The sequence below is a fragment of the Roseomonas fluvialis genome, from assembly GCF_022846615.1.
Classification (GTDB): domain Bacteria; phylum Pseudomonadota; class Alphaproteobacteria; order Acetobacterales; family Acetobacteraceae; genus Neoroseomonas; species Neoroseomonas fluvialis.
On the sequence record NZ_AP025637.1, the window covers coordinates 4,121,191 to 4,148,184 of the forward strand.

A 26,994-nucleotide genomic window follows, 5' to 3' on the forward strand; every position below is an offset into this window, starting at 1 on the left:
TGGCGGAACCAGTGCATGGCGCTGAAGCAGAACCCGAAGAAGCGATTCCTGCAGGTCCAGACGGTCCTGAAGGACAGCGCGGACGAGGATGAGGACGACAATTTCGTCCTGATCCAGGCGCGCGGCGCCGAGAGCATGTCGGCCCCCTATGCCTACGACCTCGCGGTGATCGGCCCCAGGAAGCGCCGTCCCGACCCGGCCGTCATGGTGGGTTCGCGCGCGAGTTTCGGCATCAAGCACGTGCTCAACGAGGGCGACGACGACGTTTTCAAGTTCGTCACGCGGCACGGCATCATCGAGACCTTCGAGGATACTGGCCCACTCGACGATTACCGGACCTATGCCATGCGCCTGGTGCCGGCCTTCAAGCTGACGGCCTACGAGACGCGCTACCGCGTCTTCGAGGACCGCACCCTCGAACAGGTCCTGCAGGAAGTGCTGCGGCCCTATCCGGAGATCGAGATCAACACGTCCCTGATGCCCGACGAGGGCAAGGAAAAGATCCCCTACTGCGTGCAGTTCGGCGAGACCACGTTCAACTTCGTCCATCGCCTGCTGGAGCGCTACGGCTGCTTCTATCGCTTCGAGCACGAGCTGAACTTGGCGCGCGAGGTGATGGTGATGGGCGGCGTGGGCGCTCTCCCGCCGGTGCAGGTCGAGGTTGTCGACATCGATGGCGGGAACCCCAAGCACGGGCGCGTCACCGGCTTCCGCCGCACCGCGGTGATGGCGACGCGCGTCGCCAAGGTCGGCAACTTCAACGAGATCAATCCCGCCACGCCCTATCGCGGCCAGGCGGACATCGCACCCGCCTATGACCTGTGGGGCGACTTCCCACCACATGAGGCCGAGGCCTTTCCGGTACCGGCCACGGTCGCGCCCGCGCCGCGCGACTACGCGCAGCGCCGCATGCGTCAGAACGAGAGTGGCGTCTTCGGCGCGACCGGCAGCACGCGCAATGCCGAGTTCCGCGCCGGGCGGAAATTCGTGGTCCACAAGGACCTGACCGTATCCGAGGAAGAACCCGACAAGGGCCAGACGGGCAAGACCTTCCTGCTGCGCACCTGCTCGGTCTTCGCCTTCGACCATTCGGCACTTATCGACCTTGGTGACCGCATCATCGACATCCTGGGCGGGCTTGTCGGCCTGGGTGGCGGCAAGGAGGACATCGCGACCGCCGCGGCCAAGGGGCTGCTTGAGCAGGTCAAGAAGAACGTCGAGGGCACCGGCAAGATCATCGACTGGCTCGAAAAGAAGCCAGGTGCGGAGAACCCCTCCGGACTGCCGGGCTTCCTGAGCTCGGCCCTCGGGAGCGCGGGCTCGGCGGTCGCCGGCGCCGTGCCGTTGTTGCTCTCGACCGTGAAGAGCGTGAAGGAACTGGTCGAGTCGCTGATGAAGGAGACCAACGGCCTGTCGATCGCCTTCGACGCGTTGCCCTTCGACCCGCCGCACCTGCGCGACCTTCTGCCGATGCCCGGTTCGACAAAGCCGGTCGCGCATGGCCCGCACTTCGCGATGGTGGTGGGGCCCGACGGCATCGATACGTCGGGACGCGACATTCATGTCGATGCGCTGGGCCGGGTGCGGATCCGCTTTCCGTGGGACCCCGGCCCAGACAGCCCACACGACCCGATCGGCAAGGAGCCGCTGCAGACCGGGCGCAACACCTGCTTCGTGCGCGTCTCGGAAGGCTGGGCGGGCGAACGCCTCGGCACGCAGTTCCTGCCCCGCATCGGCCAGGAGGTGCTGGTCGGCTTCATCGACGGCGACCCCGAGCGGCCGATGGTCGTGGGACGTGTCTACAATGCGCGCGGCGGTACCACGCAGCTGCCCTACCTGCCGGCCTCGGCGCAGGGCAAGCATCTCGCGGTGCCCGACGACCTGCGCGGCACCGAAACCGACCAGGCGACGCGCTCGGGCATCCGCACCAAGACAACGCCGCGCAAGCCCGAGGGGCAGTCGGGCTTCCACATGATGCGCCTTGATGACCGGCAGGGGGAGGAACAGTTCCTGCTGCGTTCGGAACGGCGGATGGACATCACCGCCTTCGGCTCCCGCTACGACACCACGCGGGGCAACCTGCACGTGCTGGTGGGCGGCAGTTCGCAGGAACCGGGCAAGCCGCCGCCCGGTGGGTCGATCTTCGTCACCGCCGGCGGCGAGTACGACCTGCATGTCGGAAAGGACCAGTTCGAGAGCATCGACAGCGCCATCAACATCACGGTCACAGCCGACAAGGTCCAGGATGTGGGCGCGGGCTGGTACACCTACGCCACCGGCAACGCGGTGCTCGATGCCGACGAAATCATCCTCAACGCCAAGAAGAAGATCACGCTGAAGGTGGGTGCATCCTCGATCGTCATCACCCCGGCGGCGATCGACAACGACTCCGCGTTCTACCGCGAGCAGATGGGCGGCTCGCCGTCCAGCGGGCCGGTGATCGAGCTGACCGCGGCCGCGGATGCCGCGCAGGCCGACCCCGGCGAGCCGCCCGACTACCTGGCGCGGCTGCCCAAGGGCGGCGGCGGCGGGCGGCGCAAACACACCAAGTCGCCCCAGCGCACCGCCAGGATCTATGCGGCGAAGGACGGAACGCTTCTTGTCGGCAAGCCGGATGGCCGCGAGAGCGGGCTGCGCATCAAGACCGACGACCCGGCCTTCGCGAACGAGGTCGTCGCCGACCTCGACAGGATCCGCGAGACGCCCGAAGGCTCGAAGAAGATCGACGACGCCATCAATTCCGACAAGCCCACCGTGATCGAGAAGGCACCGTCGACCGACCCGCCCGCCACCGGCATCTCTCCCAACCATCCGCCCGCTTCCGTGCCCGCGGGCCAGCCGACCGGGCGCACCAATCCCGACGGCACACCGGAGACGGGCACCGGCATGGGCACCGGCTCCACCATCAAGTACGACCCCTCGGCTTGGCCACGCGCGGGCGATTCCGCTTCGCCCACCAGCGCCGAGCAGCTGGAAGGATCGCTCGATCGATCAGGACAGATGCGCGATGGCACCGTGCCGCCGGGCACATACAATGGCCAACCCGCGCCGGGGAGCACGCCATGAGCGCGGACGCCGCCACCTTCCGCCAGGGCGGGCTGCACCTGCAGTGCCTGCCCAACAAAGTGCCCGACGCCTTCGTCTTCGCCTATCGCGCCGAGAACCAATCCGCCGCGCCGATCTACGTGATGGACGCGATGCCGCAGGTCGACCGCGGCACCCGCGCGGTCAGCGCCAATCCCCAGGCGGCGGCTGTCATACTGCGCGAAGACGGCATCGCGCTGGTCGGCAAGTTCATCGCCCCCCTGCCGCAGGACCGCATTCTGCTGGCGCCGGACCTGCCGTTATGTACGCTGGTCCAGCCCGGCGAAGCGATCGAGCGGGAATTGCTGATACCATTGCCGTTTGCCGAGGCGAGCCCGTTCTTCCCCGACCTGCAGCTGCGCGACTATGCCATGGCCGAGGTCTCGGCCATCGCCTTCGCCATCGGCTTCTTCGTCGCGGCCACGCCGGGGCTCTATGGCGCGCCGGCGGCTTATGCGCCGGGGTTGCACGTGATCTCGCCGACCATCGCGCCGTTCATGGCCGGGCTCGCACTGCGCACTTTGCCGGTCAAGAAGCTGGAGATCCTGAAGCGATCCGATGCCTTCCCGCGCGAATTGCGCGCGCACGCGCCTGGATGACACCGCGCATCGCCCTCGGCTTCAGCCAGGCCGCGGCGAGGCACCGTCAGCGCGCGGCCGGGCTCGGCTCCGACGGCAGCGCGCGCCGTCAGGTGCATGGGTCCCCGGTGACCCTGCCCCCGAAGCGCCCTCGTTCATGAGCAGAGCCCGTTCTCCGCTTGACCTGCTACGCATCCCTGGACCGCCCTGCGGGTGTCATCCAGCGCTATTCGGTCGGCGTCGGCCGTGTAACGCTGACTGACTTCAATAGGCTCGCCGGCGGTTCGTTGCCGATCCCGTTGAGCGGGCGAACCTCATGGTAGTCTCTACGCCAGGCCTCGCACTTCGCCCGCGCGTCGTCGAGGCTCATGAACCAGTGCGCGTTCAGCCACCCCGCCCGGAAATTCCCGTTCAGGCTCTCGATGAACGCGTTGTCCGTCGGCTTGCGCCGGGCCAGGAAAAGTCCAGCGTCACACCGCGCTGGTACGTCCAGAGATCCAGCTGCCGCGACCCGGGGTGGGGATCCAATCCTTCCTTATCCAAATCAGGGAGATGCGCTAGCCTTACGCTCACTCACCGGATGGCGCGGCCTGCCCGGCATAGACAAGGCGAGCTGACCCATGTTCGACGAATTCGGTTTTCCGCGCGACGCTGACTCGGGCCGCGCCGAACCCATTCTCGATACGTTCGTGTACTGCAGTCGTGCCGCCGAAGGCGTCAACGACGCTCAGGTCGAACGCATCATCGAGCTGTCTCAGCGCCGCAATGTCGCCCGCGACATCACCGGGGTGCTGGTTTTCGGCAGCGGCATCTTCTTCCAGTGGATCGAGGGGCCGCCCGCCCAGGTGGAGAAGCTGATCGCGAGCCTTCATGGCGATCCGCGGCATTTCGACATCGTCACGCTGGACCGGAGTGTGGAAAAGCGCGCGCGTCTGTATCCGAATTGGGAGATGGAGCGGGTCGGAGCCGATGACATCCGCGCGGTGCTGCAGGAAGCGCTCGGGACCGCCGAGGACGAAAACAACATCGCGGCACTGAAGCGCATTCTTGAGCACCTCGATTCAGGTCCGCTGGATACACTCCACCCTTCTGCCACGAAGCGGGAGGGCGCCGACAGGTAGCGTCCGCGGGGAATTCCGGCTTTGCCCGGGGTGTAAAACCGGGATGGCCAACGGATCTGTCGGCTACCCGCTGGCACCACCGACCCAGCTTACGTCCTTGGCCTCCCACGGACGGCTAGCAGGTCACATGGAACACAGGCTCTGATCATGAACGAGGTCATCTAGGGGGCAGGGTCAGCGGCTGTGGGTCGGGCAGCCTTAAGGTCCGGCCGCACGACGTGGACTACAGTAAGCTGTCCGGCGCGACGCGCAGCGCGGCGGCGTCACATATCTCCTGGCGGCGCTGCTGGGTCGCGTCAGGCCATTCGCGGATTTCGCGGGCCAGCCGGCCGCAATCGATGCATTGGCGAGCGACGACATCGAAGTTGCATGTCCCGCGGCAGGGCGAGATGCCGCCTTCCCCCACTGCGTGGCCCTCGGCCATCGCGGTCATGTCGGGCGGGTTCATGGATCCTCGTCGTTCCGCGTGCCTGGCATTCGCAGTCTGATCCTGTTCGCTCACTGAACACGCCCGGCACGAACAATCGGGGACACGATCCCATCCGCTTGGATGCTCTCGAGCATCCGACGGTCGATGTCGCGCGTCGTGCGGCTGGATACGTCGGCACCAACCTCGGCTCCGACTGCACTGTCCTCGACGAACGCCCGGCCGCCGACGACCACGACAAGCGTCGGGTTGCGGGATGCACGCCGGGCGCCGGCGATGATGCCGGCGAGGCGCGGCATGGACTCCTCGCGGCGGAAGGCGGCGCTCAAGGACAGGTCCAGGATGTCGACCCAGTTCGATGACAGCATGTCCCCGAGGTCGCGCTCGTTCGCAGGAAACTCGGATCGCGGTGACCAGCCTGCGTGCCAGAGCCACTCGCTGTCCAGGCCCGCGACGAGTTGATGGATCTCACCGGGGACGGGAGCGATCAGCACGCTGGGCTGCGCGACGCGCAGGATGCGGCGAGGTGAATCGGCTCCGAGGAGGCGTGCGGCGGTTTGCAGGCGGCACAGCCCAAGGGTCACGTCGAATTCGCTGCAGACGTCTTCATCCCACAGGTCGCCGAGGCTTCGCGCGGCCGGCTCGAGCAACGGCGCAAAGAGCTGTTCGACGTCGCCGTCCTTTCCGCGCAGTTCGCGGATCAGATCGAGCGCTGCGGTCTGGTCCGACGCGATCAGGAGTTCGGCGAGTTCGCAGGCGCGGGGATTGGCCCGCGGTGCTTCGATCCGACCCGGGGGGAAACCGTGGGCATCGAGCAGGCTCGGGATCACCGCATCGAGGATCACTGTCCTCAGGATCGCGGCCGCCGAGTTGCCGAGTTCCCGACCGGCCAGCGATGCCGACAATGGGCTCTCGTTGTCCGCGGGGAGCAAGGGAACCAGCTTGACGAGAAGGCTGGGGGCTGCAGCCGGCTGGCGGCGCAGGCCGTCGATGATGTCGCGCGGCGGCTCAAGCGCCTCGCTGCGGAGCGACGTGGCGCTGGCGCCCGGCGCCGCGAGCTTCATGTCCCAGCCGTCGAACCGACGCTGCGGCGCGGCGCCCTTGGTCAGGATCTCGAGATCACGATGGCGGTTGTCGTTCCGGATCGACTCCATGACCCGCTCGACACCGGCGGGCGGTCCTTCCAGCCACTGGAAGAAGTGGCTGCTGTCGTAGAGCACGACACCGGTGATCGCTTCCCGCTGGTTGCGCGCCTGCGCCGTGCGCAGCAGCGACTTCAGGTCCAGGTCCGAGAGCGGCTTAACGGCCCTACTGCGGTAGACAACGGTACAGAGATCCGCGGAGGGGGACGGGTCGCGTGGGATGTCGTCGAAGCTTCCGCGTGACTCGTTCAGCATCGTCCTCGGCCCTTCGCACGCCACACCCGAGCCTGGCCGACGAGGCATCGACGCGGAGCCACTCATGTGCGGCAACACCTCGGGCCACAACCGAGCACGTGCTCGAAAACTCACGCTACGGAACGTCGCAGCCGCCAGCGGTGCTTATGAGCTCGGTGCCCTCGGGAGTGCGAAATCCCGACGCGCATGATTGAACCCACCGCAATGCGAAACCGGATCACCAACGGCATCGGCAATCCAAGCGACTCAACGAACCCCAACGCCGAAATCATCGATTTGAAGGAATGAACTGTCAAGTTGAATTGACACTCGGCCCTCGTGGCTGCCCCTTGGTCAACTGCCCACGTGTGCGACGCGGAACACCACGCCTAATCCTATCGGCTCGCCCTTCACCGTCGCGTCCACCTCGTGCTTCTCCCGCCAGCCACCGCGCGCCTTCATCCAGAATATCGCGACCGCCACGTTGTTCTGCCGGGTCGCCATGTTGAACAGCGCCTGCGCCACCTTCGTGTTCGCATCCGCCTCCTTGTCTCGCGTCCGGCGTCCGTGCCCAGAGCCGGAGTAGCGGCGGTACGATCTGGCTCAACGACATTCAGCCAGATGGAAAGATCCGTAGCCAATCGTTCTTCATCGAGATCAGCCGCCAGCCCGCTGTGGGCGCGAGCGTCAGGCCGCGATCGAGCTTCCCGATGTGCGTCTCCCGGTCATAGGCGTACTCGCGCTCTGCATCGTCATGGTGGACGAACAGGCCGAGCCGCTGGCCAGCACCGGTCGTGGTGTACTGCAGCATCTCGACGTCGCCATCGGAATTGCCGAAGGCGATGATCGGGCGGCGGCCTATGAAGCGGCCGATGCCGACCGGCTTGCCGGGGCCGTCGTCTACCGCCTCGATCGATGGCAGGCGGAACAGTTCGGTCTTGCCATCCGGCAGGGTGCGGAATTCAGTCTTGCCGACCGACCCAACGACACGGTCGATCCCGACACCATAAGTCGGTCCGCTGAAGGCGCGGACGAATTCCTGCCCGCCGCCGGTGACGATCCACACGGCGAAGCCCTCGCGCCGCAGCAGGCGCATCACTTCGAGCATTGGCTGGTAGATCAGTTGCGTGAAGGGCCGGTTGAAGCGCGGGTGGCGCGCGGTCGCCAGCCATTGCGTGACGATGCCGATGAAGGCGTCCTGCGACATGCCGGAATGGGTAACCGCGACGATTTCGGCAAGGCCGCGCTCGCCGCCGGCCATCACGGTGCGCATGTCGCCGTCGATCGCGGCCTTGAACAGCGGGTGGGCGGCCAGCGCCGGATCGCGCTGCGCCATCTCGCGCAGCCGGTCGATGGCGAAGATGAATTGGGTGTAAAGCGGCTGTTCCACCCACAAAGTGCCGTCATTGTCGAAGACGGCGACGCGCTGTTCTGGCGGCACATGGTCGGGCGTGCCGAGACGCACCGTGCGACGGATGAGGGTGAAGATGGCGCGCTTGTTCGGGCCGTCGCGCCAGGAGGGCAGCGGGTCGCGCACCGCCTGCGCCTCGGCGGCCGGGGCAGCGGCAAGGGCAAGCGTGGCGGCGGCCAGGGTGCGACGTGTAAGCGTACCGAAGATTGTCCGGGCGGTCATGGGGGCGGTCCGTATCGGTGGGGCAATCCCGCCGCGAACGACAGGACGCCAGCTTTGTATCCGCCGGCGCGCCACACGCGCCGGCGGCTTGGCATGGCGCTGCGGCGCTCTAGTTGCTCCGCGCTCGCGCTGCTGCGATGGCGGCCTCGATCTGCGCCTTCACTGCGTCCATGTTGAAGGAGGCACCACGCTGCATTGGCGGATAGTCGATGAAGGACTGGGCGTAGCGTGCCACTTCCTGCTGGACGAAGACGAAGCGCCAGAAGTTGTCGAGGAAGAACACATAGAAATGCAGCGAGCCCTGCGCACCGCTGGGCATGCCCATGCGCTCGAACGGGTCGAGCCGGAGGTTGGTGATCTGCGGCCAGTCCAGACGCACCGTGCCACCCAGCCAACCATTCGGCTGGTCGGTGAAGCGGTACTTGTAGTCGTTGATCCGCACCGCGCCGAGCGTGCTCTCGGTGAAGTAGAAGATCTCGTTGCGGGCCGACGGGCCCTGCCCGGTCAGCATCCGGGTCTGGTCGTAGCCGTCGAGGTAGTTGCGGTAGGTGCGGCCGCCGATCTGCGCGCCGGCACGCAGCTGGTCGCGGATGTTCGGGTTGCCGGCAGCGGCGGTCAGCGTCGGCAGCCAGTCGAGGCCCGACATGATCCCGTTCTGCACAGTGCCCGGAGCGATGCGGCCCGGCCAACGGACGATCATCGGCACGCGGAAGCCGCCTTCCATGGCCGTCCCCTTGCCTCCGGCGAAGGGCGTATTGCCGCCATCGGGCCACGTGAAGTTCTCGGCGCCGTTGTCGGTGGTGAACACCACGATGGTATTCTGGTCGAGGCCGCGCTGACGCAGGTGCTCCATGACCGCGCCGATGTTGTCGTCCATCTGCGCCATGCCGGCTTCCTGGATGGACCAGCCGTTCTCCGCGTTCCGGCGGCTTTGGTATTCGGGTGACAAGTGGGTTTCGACGTGCATGCGCGTCGGGTTCATGTAGGCGAAGAAGGGCCGGTTGGCCGCGACCGAGCGATCGATGAAGCCGATGACGTTGTCGCGGATGACCTCGTCGAAGGTCGTCATGTTGTACTGGATGCCGGGCATCGGGCGCGGTGGCAGCGGGCCTTCGTCCACGATGCGCTGGCGGCCGACGCGGCCCCAGCGGGGCTGTTCCGTCGCGTCGTCGACATCGGTGGCGGTGCAGCGGACCACGTTGCGCGGGCCGACCTGGTCGCACAGCGCCGCCGGATAGTTCGGCGAGAACGGGTCCTGCATCGCGTCGAGGTGGTAGAGATAGCCGAAGAACTCATCGAAGCCATGCACGCACGGCAGGAACTGGTTGAGGTCACCCAGGTGGTTCTTGCCGAACTGGCCGGTGGCGTAGCCCTGGGCACGCAGGGTCGTGGCGATCGTCACGGCCTCGGCCGGAATACCGAGCGGCGAGCCCGCCTGACCGACCGTGGTGAGGCCGGTCCGGATCGGGAGCTGGCCCGTGACGAAGTTGGCCCGGCCCGCGGTGCAGGACGCCTCGGCGTAGTAGTCGGTGAACAGCATGCCCTCGGCGGCGAGCCGGTCCAGGTTCGGCGTCCGCCCGGCCATCAGGCCGCGGTGATAGGCGCCGATGTTCCACATGCCGATGTCGTCGCCCATGATGAACAGGATGTTCGGGCGCTGTTGCGCTGGCTGCGCCGGCGCAGGTGCCGCTGCGGCGGGCGGCGCGGCGGGGCGAGCCGGCTGCTGGGCCGCCAGGGGACCAGCGATCGCCAGCGCGCTAATCGTGCCAAAAAGCCAACGACGCGTCTTCAGACTTAAGTCCATGCGCGCTGTCCCCCTCGTTTATTGTGGGTGTGGAAGGTGCGCGGCGGCTGGTGCCAATACCATGCAAATTTCGTAAATTACTTGGAATTCACGCGCGGGTTTGCTTGCGGTGCAGCGTCACCGACGGCGCCTGCCCGAACAGCGCGCGATAGGCGCCGGCAAAGCGGCCTAGTTCCCAGAAGCCGCACTCCAGGGCGATCGCCGAGACGGTCGTCGTTCGTGTGTCGGCGGCCATCAGCGCGCGATGCGCCAGCCACAGCCGCCGCTGGCGGAGATACCGCAGCGGCGTCTGGCCGAGCCTTTCGCGGAACAGCATCTCCAGCGTCTTGGCCGAGCACCCGGCGGATGCGCACAGGGCGGTCAGGCTGAGCGGCGCCGTCGGGCCGTCTTCGATGAAGCGCAACACCCGCGATATGATCAGGTCGCCACGGCGCTGCGCCGCACGTTCGGGCAGCGCCGTCGCACCGCTCCATGCGGAGAGCAGCACCTCGGTGATCCGGGCGTCGAGCGCCGCGGCGGCGGCGGCATGACTGAGGACATGCGGCGCGTCGCGCGCCAGGCCGATGGCCTGCTGGTGCAGCAAGACCAGGGCGGTGAAATCGGCCGCGTCCGGCCGCCAGCGCAGCGGCCCCCGCAGCATGGCGCCGAGGTCTCGGCCCAGCAGCGTCGCCATACGTGTCTGCAGGGCCTCCAGCGGCAGGGACAAGGTGCGTAGCACCGAGGGGGTCGTGGTGTGCTCGACCCCGAGCGCCGCCTCATGCCGCAGCCGGAGCGTGCCTGGCAGTTCGTCCTGGCCGTCGATCATGCGCGGCGGATCGTCGTACAGGGTCGGCCGCACATAGACGCGGCCAGGGGCGGTTTCGATCAGCGCCACCCGCGGCAGGCTTTCCTCCGCCTGGGAGAGATTGACGGCCGGCAGGCGCACCTGTGTCACGCGGGCGCGGAAACAACCCGCCTGCTGCGGCATGAGGCGCAGATGCGCGTTCTGGACGGCGCCCGCGAAGGCGTAGGGGTCCTCGAACTCGCGCCGGCTGGCGGGGGGCGCGGCGGCCTCCATCAGGCGTCGCGTCGGATACAGCGGATGCCGATGTGGCTCATGCCGCTGTCGACCATCTGCGCGTGGCGCGCCGCCGGGCGATAACGACGGCAATAGGAGGGCGCACATAGGAAGGAGCCGCCCTTCACCACCCGTCGCGGGATGGGGACGCCCGTCTGGTTGGCGTCGAAGGAGCCCTCGATCCCGGGGCCACGCGGGTCGCTCGGCATGCAGCAGGAGGATTGCGCCTTGGTCTTGGCGGCCTCGGCAGCGTGGCGGGGGGCAAACCAATCCGTCGTCCACTGCCAGACATTGCCGGCCATGTCGTGGAGGCCGTAGCCGTTCGGCGGGAAGGACGCGACCGGCGCGGCACCGGCGAAGCCATCCTCCGCCGTGTTGCGCCAGGGAAAGTCGCCCTGCCAGGTATTGGCCATGTGGCGGCCGCCGAGGGTCAGGCTGTCGCCCCAGACGAATTCCGCGCCATCCAAACCGCCGCGCGCGGCGAATTCCCATTCGGCTTCGGTCGGCAGCGATTTTCCGGCCCAGGCGGCATAGGCTTCGGCATCCTCGTAGGCGACCTGGACCACCGGGTGATTGGGACGGCTCTGGACACCGCTGCCGCGGCCTTCGGGATGGCGCCAGCAGGCACCGGGGGTCCAGGCCCACCAGTGGCGATAATCGTTGGTCGGCACGGGCCCGTCGGTCATGCGGAACACCAGGCTGCCTGGCTTGAGATCGCGTGGACGCGCGCCGGGATACATCGCCGGGTCCAGAGGCCGTTCCGCCACGGTGACGTAGCCGGTGGCGGCGACGAAGCGGGCGAACTCCGCGTTCGTGACGGTCGTGGCGTCCATCCAGAAGGATCCCACGCGGACGCGATGTGCCGGGGCTTCCTCCGGGTAATGCACGTCGCTGCCCATGCGGAAGACACCGCCGGGGATGCGGCACATGCCTGCTTGGTCGGTGTGCGCGCCCGCGGGGCTCGGGATATCAGGCATCATCCGCCGCTGCTTGGGATTGAGTGGAATAGTGGATAGCCATGGCGCGCCATCTTTAGGCTGCACTTGGCCGGGTACGCATTGCTCAAACGCAAGGCGCAGGGGAGCCGGACTATTTTTGGGCGTCTAGGGTGACAAAGCACCGAGGGCCCCCGGGGGGGCGCGCGACGGGCCTGCAGACGGCCTTATGCGTTGGATCGCCCTGCAACCGCGTTGTTCCGATCCAAATGGTCACTCGCGAAGTACGGATTATCGAGCAACTGAGGTTCGAACCAGAGCAAATGCCGACCGCGAAAAAAAAGCGCTATTTACCGAGGTTTTTGCGTTCCGTACTAAATCGGCCAAGTCAGGAGGTCCGGAGAGAATTGCCGTCCGGAGAGCGATTTTCAGCCAATTCCGCGCCCGGCGAGTCAACAGGTCCGCGGCGAAAACCCCAGGAAAACTGCCATTCAGCGCGGCGGTTGGCTGGGCCGAGAGCGCGACGCGATGTGGAACTGGCGAAGGAAGTGCGCCTGGGTTCGAACCGTCTCCACTTGCTGCTGTCCGTCCAGCGGAGGTCAATGGCTAGCGCGTCCTCCGACCTGACTGAATCGCGAAAGTCCTTCCCCGACGCGGTGCGGATCTGATTCAAGTTGTCTGTCGGGAGGGGGCCGACAGGCATGTCGAAGGCGCTGTCGGTGGATCTTCGGGAGCGTGTTGTTGCGGCGATCGAGGCAGGATCCTCTTGCCGGGCAGCCGCTTCACGCTTCGGCGTCGGCATCTCGAGCGCCATCCGCTGGGCGTCCTTGAAGCGTGCGGTGGGTTCGGTGGCACCCGGCCCCCTCGGCGGCGACCGTCGCTCAGGACGGATCGAGGCGCATGCGCCGTTGATCCTCGGTCTGCTGGAGCGCACGCCGGACATCACGCTCAGCGAGCTACGCGCGGAACTGGCGGCGGCCGGCGTGCCGGTCGGCGTCGCCACCTTGTGGCGGTTCTTCGCACGGCGCCGGATCACGCTGAAAAAAAGTCGGCGCACGCGGCGGAGCAATAACGGCCCGACATTCTGACGCGACGCTGGGAATGGTTCGAGGGACAACTCGACCTCGACCCGGACCGCCTGGTGTTCATCGACGAGACCTGGGCCTCGACCAACATGGCCCGCACCCGCGGCCGGGCACCGCGCGGTGAGCGACTGCGCGCCGCTATCGCGCACGGCCACTGGAAGACGACGACCTTCGTCGCGGGCCTGCGCAACTCCGGCATGGTCGCGCCGATGGTGCTCGACGGGCCGATCAACGGCCTCGCCTTCCAGGCCTATGTCGATGAGGTTCTGGTCCCGGATCTGCGACCTGGCGACATCGTCGTCATGGACAACCTCAGCAGCCACAAGCGGCCCGGTATCCGCGCCGCTATCGAGGCTGCGGGCGCGAGCCTCCTTTAACTGCCGCCCTACAGCCCCGACTTCAATCCGATCGAGAACGCCTTCGCTAAGCTCAAGGCCATGCTGCGCAAAGCCGCCGAGCGAACCATCGACGGCCTCTGGTCCGCCATCGCCAGCATCATCGACACATTCAATCCAACCGAATGCGCCAACTACTTCGCCGCGGTAGGATATGACCCAGACTGATCGGAAAATGCTCTGGCGCAAGGTACGTTTTCGCAACGTGGTCGCCACGAGTGCGGAGCTGCACAGGTAACCGCAGGCAGCTCCGCAGTCATTCAAAGCTGGAGACGGATGCCCAGCCGCTGGATCACGCCGCCCCAAAGACGCGAATGCTCGTCGATGATCTTGCCGAGCGCCTCGGGCGAGGAAGCCTGTGCGCTGAAGCCGATGCCCTCGATCCGCGCGCGGATGTCAGGCATCGCGAGGGCCGCGGCTACGGCACGCTGCAGGCGCGTCACGACAGGCGCGGGCGTGCCGGATGGCGCGGCGATGCCAAACCATGAACTGGCCTCGACGCCCGCGAAGCCCTGCTCGGCGAATGTCGGCACGTCCGGTGCGACGGGACTTCGCGCCGCATCCGCGATGGCAATGATACGGATGCGGCCCGCCTTGTGTTGCTCGATCAGAGCGCCGCTGATGTTGGCAGGCATCATCTGGATCTCGCCCGTGCTCAGGGCAGTCAGGGCCGGCGCCTCCCCACGATAGACGATCGCCTCAGCCTCGATGCCTGTCGCAGCCAAGACCATCGCGGCAAAGAGATGCGCGCCGGTCCCCGGTCCGTATGAATGATAATTGAGTTGGCCGGGCCGCTGCCGCGCATAGTCCACGAACTCGCGCAGCGTGCGCGCAGGCACGGTTGGCGAGACGGCGATGATCCATGGCGCCACCGCGACCATCGAGACCGGCTGGAAGTCCGAAACCTTGTAGGGAAGGTTCTGGTAGAGATGGGGGTTCGTCGTAAGCGCGGAGGTGGACGCAAAGAGCAGCGTGTAGCCATCCTTCGCTGCCTGAGCGACAGCCATGGCGCCGATCACCGTCGCACCGCCTGGGCGATTCTCGACCACGACCGGCTGACCGAGATCGCGCGCCATGCCTTCCGCGAGAATGCGCGCGGTGACGTCGCTGCTGCCGCCTGCAGGGAATGAGACGACCAGCGTGATGGGACGGGTGGGGAAAGCGGGCGCCTGTGCGCGCGCCGTGGAGGCGAGCGGCGCGAGCAGCGCTGCGATGGCCAGGCGACGGCTAGTCTCGACCGGGAATGTCATCGGATGCTCCGGGGCTTGGTCAGATCGTCAAGGCGGAATTGATGAGGGGCTTGAGCGCGAATGGGCGGAGCACCTGGGTGACAAAGCGCTCGACCAGAGGCTCGTAGCTTCGCCACAGCCGCCGTAGGGTCTCGTGCGGGTCGGGCTCGAAATCGACGCGCAGATCGACCAGCGGCCAGGAATGGCGGTCCACGACCAGCAAGGCCGCGGCCATTGCTGGCTGGGTTTCGCCCCCCTTGGCGACGCCGGCATCGAGTGCGGTGAGCAGCCGCTCCACGAAGGCTTTTCCTTCGGCGGCCTCGTAGGCTGTGACCATGGCCTGCGGGACATCCACGTTTGCGAGGAAATTCCCGACCGAGACGCAGCGGTCACCGATGTGGCCGGCATTGATCGATTCAATCAGCGGGCCGTTGAAAAAGGCAGCGCGCCCTTCGCGATCCAGCGCGGCAAATTGACGCTGGCCGGGATGCTCGCTGCCGGCGACCAGGAGGTTCACCACTTCCTGTGCGTTGTAGCCATGGGTGAGGAAATCCAGACCTAAGGGCCCCGCGCGCGTGTCAGTGCGGTGCTGCGTCAACACGACACCCACACCGGCGCGCGCCCAAGGGCAGCGGTTACCGACCGCGATGCTGGAACTGGCCGATGCGATCCCGAACATGCCGGTTTGCGCATCGTGCGCGGCGAGCGAGAAGGTCATTAGGATACCTGCTGCGTGATCTTCGCCAATTGTAGCGCTACAATCGCCCAATGCAAGGGAGCAGGCGCCCTGCCCTCAAAGCCCCTGTCCATGCTAGGCCCGCGATCATGACCGACGCGCCGAACCTGTCCCCGCGGACCATCCGCATGAGCGATGTTGCGCGGGAGGCCGGCGTGTCCGCGATGAGTGTATCGAACGCCTTCAAGAAGCCCGAGATCGTCTTGCCTGAGACCCGCAAGCGCATCCTGGAGGCGGCCCGGCGGCTAGGCTACGTGCCAAACGGCCTGGCCGGCAGCCTGGCTTCAGGACGGAGCAGGACAGTCGCCGCGCTCGTCCCTTCGATTCGGAACTCAAGCTTCGCGCGCACGGTCCAGGGGTTGAACGACGAGCTCTCCGAGCAGGGATACCAACTGCTTCTGGCCGTCGCCGATACGGCGGAACGCGAGCGGAGTGCCGTGGAGGCGGTGCTGCGGCACCGACCAGATGGCATCATCCTGACCGGCAACGAGCATCACCCGGATACGATCCTTCTGCTGCAGCAGAGGGAGGTGCCGCTCGTCGAAACGTGGATCATGAGCGAGCCGATACTCGACATGGCGGTGGGTTTCGATCTGCGCCATGCGGCAAAGGAGATGGGACGGCTGCTTGTTGCGCGCGGCTACCGGCATATCGGCTTCGCGGGCTATGCGCCGGCTGAGCGCAAGCGTTTCCTAGAACGGCAGCAGGGCTTTCAAGCGGCGTTACGCGAGGCGGGCCTACGCGACGACCTGCTGTTCCATGCGGATGAAAGTGCAGGTTTTGCGGGTGGCCGCCTTGCGATGGAAGCGCTCCGCGCACGAGAGCCGAGGCTCGATGCGCTATTCTGCGTGACCGACATCTTCGCCGTTGGCGTGCTGTTTGAATGCCAGCGCCAGGGCCTTGCTGTGCCGCGCGACTTCGCCGTGGCGGGTTATGGTGATTTCGAGATCGCCGCAGAGGTTGCCCCGGGGCTGACAACCGTGCGGACGCGCGGGTACGAGATTGGTCGTGCTGCCGCCAGGCTGATCGTCGAGCGCGCTGAAGGTCTACCAACCGCATTGCGCGTTGATGTCGGCTTTGAGACCATCATCCGCGGTAGCGCCTAGCCCGCGCCGGCAAAAAAAGCGGCGGCTTCTGTTGCGCTGATCTGAGCTGCCCCAACACCGCGCAGGCCCTCCGTTCCGACACGTCGAGCTCAACCGCCCATGTCTGCCGCCGGGAACCATCCCCGGCGGAACGCCTCTACGTCGGCAGGTCAGCAGAAGCCGTTTCGCTGAAGCCTGGTCGCGGTCTGGACGGTTGGATCGGCAGCCCCGTCTCTCAGCTGTTCCGCGGAAGCGCCACAGCTTCGTGTCGGTCAGCTGCAATGTCCGCTGCATTGTATATGTCCATCACAGCGCGCGCTTCCTCGGCCTTCACCAGGACGCCGCGATCGCGCGCGACCGCATCCAGGAAGTGGAGCGTTTCTGCCGACATGGGACCTGCATAGACGTGGTCGACTGCCTCGCCCGGCATCGACGACATCGGGTAGCGAATGCCGTGCGCCACCGTGTTGAGCGACACCTCCTTGTGGCTGTCATCGACCGTCAACGAGCCCTCGGTCCCGATGATCTCGATCCATGTATGGGAGTAGTTCGGATAGCCGAGTGGCAAGATCCAACCGGCACCGACGTTGACCGTGGTGCCGTCATCCATGGTGATCATCACCCATTGATGATCGAGTGTCTCGCTGAACTGCTTCATGTACTTGCCCGAAGCCTGCGAGAAGACGCGGATCGGCTTGCGCGGCTGAAGGCACCACATCAGAAAGTCGATGTCGTGCGTCGCCTCCATTGCTGCCGGTGAAAGGCGTGTGCGACCAGTGACCTTCGTGCCCAGTTCACGCGTCACGTTGCGACTCACGAGACACGTCACCGGCTCGCCGATCATGCCTTCCTGGATTGCTTTGCGTACATAAGCGAAGCGCGGATTGAATCGCTGCGAATAACCCACCGAGAGCTTCAGCCCCTGGCGATTCGCGATGGCAATCAGGTCGTCCGCCTCGGCTGTCGTCTGCGCCAGAGGCTTCTCAACCATCACATGTTTGCCGGCCAACAGTACGTCTCGCGTGATCGGGTAATGGGTGCTTTCAGGCGTGGTGCAGACATACACCATGTCGATGTCCGGATTTTCGAGTAGCCGACGGTAGTCCTCCACCGCGGAGGTCGGCCTGGTCTGGCCGGCAACCTCAGCCAGCCTGTCTTGGCGGATGTCGCAGATGTGCAGCGCGCGCACTTGCGGATGATCCGCCAAGGCATTGGCGCGAACGCCACCCACCCACCCCACGCCGATGATACCGACCGAAACCTGTCGCATAGTGCTTCCTCGCCTGAGTGCGCGTCCTGCGCCGTATGATCCGTATGATCCGTCAATCCTGATACCGGCCGCGCGCAGAGCGATGCCGCAAGCCTATCGCGGTCACGCCACGAGGAATTCCAGCGATGCGCTGTCCTTCATGAAGGCGTCGGGCGTCGGCTCGTCGAAGGTCTCGCCAGGCGTCATGGTCATTGCGTGCCCCGGCGCCAGGTAGCCACCGAGACGTCGTCCCCAGGCGACGATCTGGCGGCCCGATTCCAGCCGCGCCTGCTCGTAGTCAACGAGTCCGGACCCAATCTCGGCAGCACCATCGAGCGCCTGCGCGAGGGCAAGCACGTCCTCCGCAGCCTTGGTCACGCCGGCGCCTACATGCGGGCGTGCGACGAAGGCCGCATCGCCTATGAGGGCAACGCGGCCTTGGACCAGTCGCTCCGAGCACACGTCGTAGATAGGCTGGAAGAAGGGCTGGGCTGTCAGACGGATGACTTCCCGGAACTGAGGGCAGAGTTCATGTTCTGCGGTGCTGCGCATCTCGGCCAACGACTCCGCACGGATCAGCGGCGGCGGGATGGACAGGGCGTGCACCTGACCGCTCGCGTCCGTCAGGAGCTCCCTCAGCCGGTCGTCATCGACAGGTCGATACCAGACGAAGTTGTAGCGCCGACGGCCCGGGCGCAAATCATTGCCCATCCCGGCGACAGGATAGCCCACCATCTGGTGCGAACAGGCGAGGTAGAAGCCAAACCTGTCAAAAAAGCCGGAACCAAGGCGCGCCACCAGTTCTGCCTCGTCCGTCAAGCCGCGCCACCCGACGTAGCCGGCATAGACGGGCTCGACCGCAGGCATCAGCAGGCTGCGGACGGTCGAGCGAAAGCCATCGGCGGCGACCAGCAGGTCACCCTGTTCGGTCACGCCATTCGTGAAGCGTGCGCGCACGCCGTTCTCCAGCAGTTCGACGTCGCAGAGGTCATGTGCGGTGCGGTAGTCGGCATCGGCGACCCCGGCGCGCAGGATACTGAACAGCCTCTCCCACGAGGTGACAGTCTGCGCGTGGATACGCTCGCCGATGACGCGCCCGTCCGCATCGAAGGCTTGGCGCATCGTGACGGGGACGCCGAGCGTCGCATCCGGCTCCACACCCACCCATCGCAGCGCAGTCAGCAGCTTGTCATGCGTGACGATGCCAGTGCCGCGGCCTTCGAGGCCGCCCGTTCGCTCGAAAATGGTGGTGTCCCACCCCGCGCGGCGCAGCGCACGGGCAGCGAACAGTCCTCCGATGGACCCGCCGACGACAAGCGCGCGCGGTCTTGCTGCTACTGCGTGAGACACTCGCGACATCCACCATTCTCCCGCCCCGCGATCATTGATGCGGGAAATTTATCACTTGATCAAACTACGGCGACAGCTATGGTCATGCAAGCGCCGCCTCGAAGCGCATGGAGGAGATCATGGCCGACACGCTTCCCCTCGAAGCAGCATCCGCGCTGGATAACGCGCCCGCGCATTGGCCTGATGCGATCCGCGAGGACTTCATCCGCAACCAGCTCAACCCCTGCGTCGGCACTGAATTGTTGTCCGAGAACGAGCGCGTCCGCGTGTGGCGCGTGCAGGTCGCCCCCGGCGAGCGGCTGCCCTTTCATCGACATGTGCTCGACTACTTCTGGTGCGCCATCACCAGCGGCCAGGCGCGCTCCCATCTGCAGGATGGTCGTATCGTCGACATCCCTGTGACCGCCGGACAGGTGGTGCACTCCCGCTACGGTGCCGGCGAATACAAGCTGCATGACCTGGTCAATACCGGGACCACCGAGCTCATCTTCACCACGGTGGAGTTCCTCGACAGCACGAACGCGGCACTTCCGGTCCCGGCAACCGCGCTGCGCCGCAGCTGATCCGCGCGCTGCGCCAACGACACAACTCGCCTGGAGGACATACAGCATGATCACGCGGCGCCTCGCCCTTAGCGGCATCGCCAGCCTTGCACTGCCCGGGATCGGCGTAGCGCAGGACCGCTTCCCCAGCCGGCCGATCCGGATCATCAATCCATATGGGCCCGGTGGCGCCAGCGATATCATCAGTCGCCTCGTCGCTGATCAGATGCGGGAACTTCTTGGCCAGCCGGTCATCGTCGAGAACCGTCCCGGAGCCGGTGGCCTGATCGCGGCGGAAGTCGTTGCCCGCGCCCAGCCCGACGGTCACACGATCATGATCGGCAACACCACGACGAACGTGCTGACGCCACTGACGTTCCGCGGGCGGCCGCCAGTCGATGTCTTCATCGACATGGCCGCGATCACGCGCATGGCGGACCTTCCGGCCGTCTTCGCCGTGACAAAGGATTTCGGCCCACGGACCATGCGTGAAGTGATCGACTACGCGAAGCGTCACCCTGGCGACGTAAAGTATCCGACGCCGGGCGTCGCCACCTACGCGCATTTCGACATGGAACTGCTGGCAAAGCGCAACGGCGTCGAGTTCACGCACCTGCCGATGCCGCGCGGGGCTGCGCCGATCCTGAGCGCGCTGATGCGCAATGACGCGCAGTTCATTACGCTCAACCCGGCGGCGCTGCGCCCGGTGCTCGAGAGCGGCGCGGTGCTGCCCATCGCGGTGACATCACACGAACGCATGCCCGAGTTCCCCAACGTGCCGACGATGGCCGAAGCAGGCTTCCCCGGCATCGGCAGCATTTCCTGGGTCGCGATGTTCGCACCGCAGGGTCTGCCGCCAGCGGCGACGACAGCGCTGCATCGCTCGATCACACAGGCTCTGCGGGCGGAGGCGGTGCTCACAAGCTTCCGACGGCAGATCATCACCGCTGCACCCAGCTCGACACCGGATGACGCCAAGACATGGCTGATGGCCGATGTCGCCTACTGGCGCAGGTTGATCGCTGAAACTGGCATCGAACTGGCGGATTGACGTGATCAGTTCTGGCCGCGCGGTTTCCCGTTCACATCGCCGGATTGGCCTTGCCATCATTGGTGCTGGGCGCGTCGGGCGCTTCCGCGGTGCGCTGGCACGCCGCCACCCGATGGTGGACTGGATCGGCGTCTGCGATATCCGGCCCGAGCGAGCGGCGGAGGTAGGCGCGCTCGTGCAAGCCGACCTTGTCAGCGAGGACTGGCGGGAGTTGCTCGCCCGGCCCGAGGTGACCGCGGTAATCATCGCGACCGACGAGCATCTGCATGTCGAGCCTGCCCTGTTCGCTGCCGATCGGGGGCTTTCGATGATGATCGAGAAGCCGCTCGCGACGCGCCTTGAGGATTCAGCGCGAGTCCTCGCCGAGATCGAACGCACGGGCACGGATGCCGTCGTCGGCTACACGCAGCGCTTCCGGCGTCGCTGGCTCTCGGCGAAGGAACGCGTGCGAACCGGTGCGCTTGGCGAGGTCACGATGGTAACCTCGCGGACGCTCATGAACCGGCTCGTGGCGCTCGACGCCTATCGCCGTGCGGGGGACCGCAGCACGGTCTCGCCCATGGTCGTCTCCGGAACGCACGCGATGGACATCGCGCTCTGGCTGCTTGATGGAAAGATGCCGATGGAAGTCTATGCGCGTTCGGTCGATAGCGTGCTGGGGCCGCAGGTTCAGGGTATCGATGGAACGGCCGGATTGATCACCTTCGCTGATGGAGCGGTCTGCCAGTTCGGTATGTCCTGGGCCCTCCCTGTGGCTTGGCCGGCCGCCGTCTACAGCCTGGACGTCGCGATCCTGGGCACGAGCGGCGTGCTCACTATCGACGACACGCACCGAGACATCGTGCTGGCCACGGACGACCCCCAGACCGAGGGCTACGCGCCTGACAAGCGGCGCCTGGTCGACTTCCTTGGCAGCTACCCGCCCGGCGACATGGCCTTCGGCGAGCTTTGGGGGCCCATGCGGGAGGAGACCCTGGGGTGGTTCGACCGCATTTCACTCGGGGTCGCAACGCCCCATGCGACGGCAGCGGAAGCACACCGCTGCCTCATGATGACGAAAGCCTTCGACCGGGCGGCGCAACTCGGGCGGCCGGTGGCTTTTCCGATCGACGCGACGGGGTGACTTGGCCGCCGGCCATGACGGCCGGGGCACCTTCCAAGAACGCCTCGACCTTGTCGGCGATGGCCGCATCCAGGTCCTGCGGGACCGTCATGCCGAAAACGAAGCGGCGCATGCCCAGATAGAAGATCGTGGCATGCAATCCCCAGACGAGCTCGAGGTCGCGCTCTTCCTCTCGCGCTGTCGTGGGCGAAGGTAGCTTCTTCGCGGCGCGGATCTCGGCCAACACTGCGACGAATATTCGCTCGCGGATCATGCGCAGGATGCGGGTGTTCAGCCCAACCCCCTTCAGTCCGGAGAACATAAAGAGACGAATCCACTCCGGGCGCAGGACCGTACGCGCGTAGTCCTGGTAGAACGTCACCAAGCGCTGCTTCAGCGGTATTGCACGATCGGCGATCATGGTGTCCCAGTCCGGCTTCCATGTGCCGACGAAGACCTCCTGGTAGACGCGCTCGATCAATAAGTCCTTCGTCGGAAAGTAACTGAAGATCAGTGGCTGTGTGACGCCCAGTCGTGCGGCCAGATCGCGCGTCGTCGCCTCGAACCCGAGTTCGGAAAACAGCGTGATCGCGGCGGCTACTATGGCCTTCTCACGTGCCTGGCCGTCTGCCCTACGATTTACACGGACGGGTGCGCCTTTACGTACGCTTCGGGACCGCGGAGGTTTTGCCATTTGACTGGGGGTAACCTTGGTCGGTGGCAAGCTTACTCTCCAAGCTGGAGGTCCTGATCCTGTAACACTCGAACCATCGCTCCGCGCGGCTCGTTCTTCGTGCTGCGTCACAGTCACGGCAAAGCGGATCGACCGCAATCCTGGAGCGCTCCGTAGGTGATAACGAGCGGCGAAGCTTCATGATGATTGAGAGCGCAGGCAAGCGTTTGAACGGCATTCCGCTCGACGCGGCGGGCCCCGATCGACCTACCGGACCTGCGTTGCGGTCGGCGAGTTAGGATAGTGACGCGTGGAGAAGCAGCGGCTGGTGCTGTGGTCCATCTTCGAGGCGGTGGGAGCCGGGTTGCGGGACCGGAAGGTGGTGACTTGGGCGCACATCTTTGGCCGCCTCGCAGAGCAGGCAGCGGTGGGCAAGAGCCTCGGCTATGACTTCGTCGTCGTCGATGAGGCACAGGATCTGAGCATGCCCGAGGCGCGCTTCCTGGCCGCGATGGTGGGCAGCAAGCCGGACGGATTGTTCTTCGCCGGCGATCTGGGGCAGCGCATCTTCCAGCAGCCGTTTTCCTGGAAGTCGCTCGGCATTGATGTACGTGGCCGGTCGAACAGCCTGCGGATCAACTACCGGACCTCCCACCAGATACGGACCCAGGCGGACCGGTTGCTGCCGGGCATAGTCTCGGATGTGGACGGCGCGCAGGAGAACCGCCGCGGTACGGTGTCGCTGTTTGACGGTCCGGCGCCGGTGATCAGGCTTTTCAAGGATGAGGCGGCCGAGGGGGCGACTGTTGGGGCCTGGATCGCCGAACGATTGCGGGAGGGATATGCACCGTCCGAGATCGGCATCCTGGTCCGATCAGCCGCGCAGGCCGCCCGCGCGCGGGCGGCGGTGAAGGCGGCCGGCGCGAAGGCGGTGGAATTCGACGAGAAGGTCAAAGGGGCCGTGGGGGCGGTCTCGATCAGCCAAATGCACCTGGCGAAGGGGCTGGAGTTTCGCGCGGTGGCGGTGATCGCCTGCGATGACGAGGTGCTGCCGCTGCAGGAGCGCGTCGAGGCGGTCACGGATGAGGCCGACTTGGTGGAGGTCTACGAGACGGAGCGGCACTTGCTCTACGTCGCCTGTACCCGGGCGCGGGACCGCCTTTGGGTCTCTGGGGTGATGCCCGAATCGGAGTTCCTGCGGGATGTGCTCGGGTGAGGCGGAGCCGTACAGAGTGTTCGTTCTCGCAGGACGGATTTCGGGCAAGTGGGGTTCGAACCAAGGGAAATGGCGACCGGGCGGAATACGGCCTTTTACCTGAGTTTTTGAGTTCCGTACTAAAGCGCCCAAGTCAGCAGGTCCGGAGAGAAACGGCCCTCGGAGAGCGATTTTCCGCCGTCTCCGCGCCGGGCCAGTCAACAGGTTTGCCCTGAAAACCCCAGGAAACCCGCCACTCAGTGCGGCGGCCGGTCCCGAGGAGAGTACGGCTCGTATGGGAACTGGCGGAGGGAGTGCTCCCGGATTCGAACCGTCGCGCGGCCTGGCATGATGCCAACGGGCTGCCGCGGGATATGTCGTGCATCCCTTCCGTCAGAGTCTGTCCGCGAGGGGCAAGCGGTTCACCTGCTAGGCGCATGCATCCACATGTAGCTCACCAGGGCATGGACGTGACGCTCCGCCGGAGTCCCGCCCGCAAGGCGCTCAGCGATGCCGCGGGTCAACAGATCCGACGTGATCTCATCGCGCAGACGTCCAATCTCCTCAGTCTGGGGAGGATATGAAAAAAGTGCAGCCGAAACTTGCTCGGTGCTCGGCAGGACAACGCAAACTCGCGCTGGCAGCGCACGTCCATCGGCCGACAACTCTCCGATTCCATCCGGTCGCCGCCAGACGATTGCCCAACCGCTCTGCGCACCCGTGGACCTATGTCCGAGCTCATCTGGGAAACCGAGACATTCCCAATTGTGGCCAGAAATCCACTCTATTGGAACTCGGCTCTCCCCTTCTCGGTCTAAGGCAGCATGGATGGGAGATCCATTCAAACTGCTCACAAAAAAGCCAGTACCGTAATTCGCTAGCCGCGCGGGATCGAGCATTGCCTCGGTTACGCTTTTTGCGGAAAGGCGCCGAACGATCGTGAACATTGCCAGGTTCCGCGCAAGATCGGCACCGGCGTCGGAAGCTAGGAGTACGAACGCTTCGGCTCGCAGACTCGCCTTATGCGCTTCGTCGCCCCGAATCCCCTCTGGTAGGCCGGAACTCCGCCCCTCTATCAGCGCGTTTAATGGATCGAGCCACGCCTCACCGGCAAGCATGCTCCGTTGCATTGTCGCGACGGTCAACAAGCTCTCAGCGTGGGCAAGAAGGTCACGCGCTACGCCCTCGGTCGCGTTTGCGGGACTTTGGCGCTCTGCCACTACCTCTTCGAGATCCATAACCCCGGCAAGGCGACGCAGCATGGTCGCATGGCGTATCAGCTTGGATCCGTCGAGCAGGCGACCCAATCCAACTGACAAGTCGCCAATCGCAACCGCCTCAGATGCCCACCGTTCGTACGACGCGCGGTGGACAAACACGGATCGATCGAACGCCGTCAGGTTGAGGGGGACTGACGAGGATTGTCCGGGGAGGTAAGCGAAAGCATCACCTCGAGGACGCGCAGCACGCTGCCAGGGCCTCCAATCATTGGCCCCACCTCCAGCGGCTTCGGATGCACCAAACGGCGCGAGCGTACGTGCGAGTTTCCATGCGCATTCATAGAAACTCTCGGCTGTGGCCGCGAGATCATTAGAGAAAGCAGCTGCAGTCCGAGCCGTTGCTGATACGATAGTTTGCGATCCTCCCCGCTGACCCCTTCGTTCTGCCACGACTCGATCGCGATTATTCGCGGCGTTTCGAAGGCGATCTACACAGTCTTGCCGATCGTTGGGCGATCCTGGGGCAGGCGAGTCATCGGCGACGATGCGGGCACTGTACCGGCGGAGGTGTATCCGGTTTCGACCGTCAAGCGGATCACGACCAAACGCATCAAGGAGGCCCGCGAAGCAACGCGGGAGCGGAGTGGTTGAAGAAGAAGAAAAAAGTCGCCGATACGGGTCTAGGCGCCGTAGCGCGTCAGCTGAAATCCCAGGACTAGCCATTGCGACGGAAAGTCTCCGCTCACCCTGATCAATGAGTCCGAGTGCAAAATCGCAAAGCCCGATATCACGATCGGCCTCAGCCAACGCGAGGTCCCTAATCTCAAGCAAATCTCGACGCAAAAACGCGAGCTGTCCAAATATTTGATCGAATCTGCGATTAATTTCATTTCGCAGATCGGCTATTTCTCGCGAGAGCGCACGTATTTCCACTCTAATTTCTCTGATTTCACTACGTATTTCATCAAGTTGCTTTAAGACTTCTGCAAGGGCCTCCATGATGACCATCATGGATCCCGCCATTGGATCAGGCCCGCTTGCGTTGCCGCCGCCTTCGCCTGAACCAAATAAGCCGCCGTCGCCAAACAGAGCGTCCGCTAGCGCCCCTGCCGCGCCCACCATCGGAAAGAACGTGCCAAACTCAAAAGTCGTTGCTGCCGCGAATGCGGCCATTTTAGTGAACGCGTCGCTACCTGCCGATAGGACGTTCTGCGCCCGGCGCAGGTTGGCCACATCTCGGCTCTGGACACCCAAACGCTCGAGTATCGGAAGCGCCGTTCCAAGATGTTCAGCCGCGACCGAAAGGGCTGCCCCAAAGCGCCCTCCTTCTTCTGCAAACCTTTCCCGAAACGGCCGTGGCGGAGGAGGCAAGAGAATTCCCGGAAAGTAATAACCCTCAACTCTTTGCCGCAGCTCGAACGCAGGAAAGAAGCCGCTCGATCCTAGCGTAGCTTGGCGCCATGGATCCGCGCGAGCTCCAGGCCCACGCGACAGCCCATAGGTATCGCGGAGCCCAGACGTGAAATCTGCCCCGGCGAAGGGCGGAGCTGGTGTCCGCGCCTCAATTCCAATAGTCGCTCCGAGCAGAGATCGACTGTATGCATTGACTGTCTGATTGAGCTCAGCAGCGTCGGCCAACCGTGGCCATATCTCCTCAAGGTTATCCTTAGGTTCCATAACAGTACTCAGCGGTAAGGCCGAGGCGTGTTCGGCCAACAGCGCTATGGCGGCTCCTCTGTCGAACGAAGCCGGGGCACCATTCAGCAATGCAGCAGCCAGATTCTCGTCGTTTTCCTCAAGGATCCGTCGTCGCTCTTGTGCAGAAGTTGCTGCTGCCATACGAGAGAGCTGCGCCCGTTGCTCGGCGGAAAGGTTGGGATCTCTGACCGCGAGGAACTGCGTCACAACTCCACTAGCCACGCCACGCGAAAAAACGCCGAACTGAACTGCTGACGCGCCAATCGTGCTAGCCGCCTGAATGCCATGGCTAAATTCGATCGGATTTAACCTCCGCACGACAGAGAACTCGCTTGCGAGATCAGCGATACTGCGATTACCAGCGGATCC

The 26,994-nt window shown here is 65.3% G+C and carries 21 protein-coding genes and 2 pseudogenes; 9 read left to right on the plus strand and 14 right to left on the minus strand.

What is annotated here, in order from left to right:
• The first annotated feature begins 15 nt into the window (after nt 1–15).
• Nucleotides 16–3,066 (plus strand): type VI secretion system Vgr family protein, encoded by a 3,051-nt coding sequence (locus tag MWM08_RS19735; RefSeq protein ID WP_244408223.1) that lies wholly within the window; start codon nt 16–18, stop codon nt 3,064–3,066.
• Nucleotides 3,063–3,683, plus strand: coding sequence for a hypothetical protein (locus MWM08_RS19740; protein WP_244408224.1), 621 nt, complete (start codon nt 3,063–3,065; stop codon nt 3,681–3,683). The genes MWM08_RS19735 and MWM08_RS19740 overlap by 4 nt, the downstream gene beginning before the upstream one ends.
• A 205-nt stretch (nt 3,684–3,888) precedes the next feature.
• Here MWM08_RS19740 and MWM08_RS19745 read toward each other — a convergent pair.
• Nucleotides 3,889–4,172: pseudogene (locus MWM08_RS19745) on the minus strand (integrase core domain-containing protein); the annotation flags it as partial.
• A 110-nt stretch (nt 4,173–4,282) separates the two neighbouring features.
• On the opposite strand from MWM08_RS19745, the gene MWM08_RS19750 reads away from it, so the two are divergent.
• Nucleotides 4,283–4,783: a BLUF domain-containing protein gene (locus MWM08_RS19750; RefSeq protein ID WP_244408225.1), complete on the plus strand. Its 501-nt coding sequence runs from the start codon at nt 4,283–4,285 to the stop codon at nt 4,781–4,783.
• A 223-nt stretch (nt 4,784–5,006) separates the two neighbouring features.
• On the opposite strand, the gene MWM08_RS19755 is transcribed toward MWM08_RS19750, so the two are convergent.
• From MWM08_RS19755 to MWM08_RS19785, 7 genes are all read right to left on the minus strand, one after another.
• Entirely contained in the window at nt 5,007–5,231 is a 225-nt protein-coding gene (locus MWM08_RS19755; RefSeq protein ID WP_244408226.1) for a DUF1289 domain-containing protein, read from the minus strand.
• Between the two features lie 50 nt (nt 5,232–5,281).
• Complete coding sequence (locus MWM08_RS19760) at nt 5,282–6,607, minus strand: BLUF domain-containing protein (RefSeq protein ID WP_244408227.1); 1,326 nt, start codon at nt 6,605–6,607, stop codon at nt 5,282–5,284.
• 333 nt (nt 6,608–6,940) lie between these two features.
• Nucleotides 6,941–7,111, minus strand: coding sequence for a hypothetical protein (locus MWM08_RS19765; protein WP_244408228.1), 171 nt, complete (start codon nt 7,109–7,111; stop codon nt 6,941–6,943).
• Between the two features lie 88 nt (nt 7,112–7,199).
• Complete coding sequence (locus tag MWM08_RS19770) at nt 7,200–8,294, minus strand: HAD family hydrolase (RefSeq protein WP_244408229.1); 1,095 nt, start codon at nt 8,292–8,294, stop codon at nt 7,200–7,202.
• A gap of 34 nt (nt 8,295–8,328) precedes the next feature.
• Complete coding sequence (locus MWM08_RS19775; protein WP_255751358.1) at nt 8,329–10,023, minus strand: arylsulfatase; 1,695 nt, start codon at nt 10,021–10,023, stop codon at nt 8,329–8,331.
• 88 nt (nt 10,024–10,111) lie between these two features.
• Nucleotides 10,112–10,897: an AraC family transcriptional regulator gene (locus MWM08_RS19780; protein WP_244408231.1), complete on the minus strand. Its 786-nt coding sequence runs from the start codon at nt 10,895–10,897 to the stop codon at nt 10,112–10,114.
• Between the two features lie 182 nt (nt 10,898–11,079).
• Complete coding sequence (locus MWM08_RS19785; protein WP_244408232.1) at nt 11,080–12,009, minus strand: formylglycine-generating enzyme family protein; 930 nt, start codon at nt 12,007–12,009, stop codon at nt 11,080–11,082.
• Between the two features lie 707 nt (nt 12,010–12,716).
• Here MWM08_RS19785 and MWM08_RS19790 point away from each other — a divergent pair.
• Nucleotides 12,717–13,663 (plus strand): annotated as a pseudogene (locus MWM08_RS19790) (IS630 family transposase).
• Nucleotides 13,664–13,755: 92 nt separating this feature from the next.
• Here the strand turns inward: MWM08_RS19790 and MWM08_RS19795 are convergent.
• Both MWM08_RS19795 and MWM08_RS19800 read right to left on the minus strand, forming a co-directional pair.
• Nucleotides 13,756–14,745, minus strand: coding sequence for a Bug family tripartite tricarboxylate transporter substrate binding protein (locus MWM08_RS19795; RefSeq protein ID WP_244408233.1), 990 nt, complete (start codon nt 14,743–14,745; stop codon nt 13,756–13,758).
• Between the two features lie 19 nt (nt 14,746–14,764).
• Nucleotides 14,765–15,442, minus strand: a complete 678-nt coding sequence (locus tag MWM08_RS19800) for a DUF1028 domain-containing protein (RefSeq protein ID WP_244408234.1) — start codon at nt 15,440–15,442, stop codon at nt 14,765–14,767.
• Between the two features lie 107 nt (nt 15,443–15,549).
• On the opposite strand from MWM08_RS19800, the gene MWM08_RS19805 reads away from it, so the two are divergent.
• Nucleotides 15,550–16,566 carry a LacI family DNA-binding transcriptional regulator gene (locus MWM08_RS19805; protein WP_244408235.1) on the plus strand — a complete coding sequence of 339 codons (1,017 nt, stop codon included), beginning with the start codon at nt 15,550–15,552 and terminating at the stop codon, nt 16,564–16,566.
• A 214-nt stretch (nt 16,567–16,780) separates the two neighbouring features.
• On the opposite strand, the gene MWM08_RS19810 is transcribed toward MWM08_RS19805, so the two are convergent.
• Together MWM08_RS19810 and MWM08_RS19815 are read right to left on the minus strand one after the other, a co-directional pair.
• On the minus strand, nt 16,781–17,815 hold the full coding sequence (locus tag MWM08_RS19810) for a Gfo/Idh/MocA family protein (RefSeq protein ID WP_244408236.1): 1,035 nt from the start codon (nt 17,813–17,815) through the stop codon (nt 16,781–16,783).
• 102 nt (nt 17,816–17,917) lie between these two features.
• Entirely contained in the window at nt 17,918–19,153 is a 1,236-nt protein-coding gene (locus tag MWM08_RS19815; protein WP_244408237.1) for an FAD binding domain-containing protein, read from the minus strand.
• 110 nt (nt 19,154–19,263) lie between these two features.
• On the opposite strand from MWM08_RS19815, the gene MWM08_RS19820 reads away from it, so the two are divergent.
• Genes MWM08_RS19820 through MWM08_RS19830 form a run of 3 tightly spaced genes read left to right on the plus strand, consistent with a single transcriptional unit; the run spans nt 19,264 to nt 21,860 of the window.
• On the plus strand, nt 19,264–19,707 hold the full coding sequence (locus tag MWM08_RS19820) for a cupin domain-containing protein (protein ID WP_244408238.1): 444 nt from the start codon (nt 19,264–19,266) through the stop codon (nt 19,705–19,707).
• Between the two features lie 46 nt (nt 19,708–19,753).
• Entirely contained in the window at nt 19,754–20,737 is a 984-nt protein-coding gene (locus tag MWM08_RS19825; RefSeq protein WP_244408239.1) for a Bug family tripartite tricarboxylate transporter substrate binding protein, read from the plus strand.
• Nucleotide 20,738: 1 nt separating this feature from the next.
• Nucleotides 20,739–21,860, plus strand: a complete 1,122-nt coding sequence (locus tag MWM08_RS19830) for a Gfo/Idh/MocA family protein (RefSeq protein ID WP_244408240.1) — start codon at nt 20,739–20,741, stop codon at nt 21,858–21,860.
• On the opposite strand, the gene MWM08_RS19835 is transcribed toward MWM08_RS19830, so the two are convergent.
• Entirely contained in the window at nt 21,784–22,563 is a 780-nt protein-coding gene (locus tag MWM08_RS19835; RefSeq protein WP_244408241.1) for a TetR/AcrR family transcriptional regulator, read from the minus strand. The genes MWM08_RS19830 and MWM08_RS19835 overlap by 77 nt on opposite strands.
• 259 nt (nt 22,564–22,822) lie before the next feature.
• Here MWM08_RS19835 and MWM08_RS19840 point away from each other — a divergent pair, with 259 nt between their 5' ends.
• A complete protein-coding gene (locus tag MWM08_RS19840) occupies nt 22,823–23,728 on the plus strand; it encodes a 3'-5' exonuclease (RefSeq protein WP_244408242.1) in 906 nt (301 codons plus the stop codon).
• Between the two features lie 401 nt (nt 23,729–24,129).
• On the opposite strand, the gene MWM08_RS19845 is transcribed toward MWM08_RS19840, so the two are convergent.
• On the minus strand, nt 24,130–26,832 hold the full coding sequence (locus tag MWM08_RS19845; protein ID WP_244408243.1) for a coiled-coil domain-containing protein: 2,703 nt from the start codon (nt 26,830–26,832) through the stop codon (nt 24,130–24,132).
• Nucleotides 26,833–26,994: the final 162 nt, after the last annotated feature.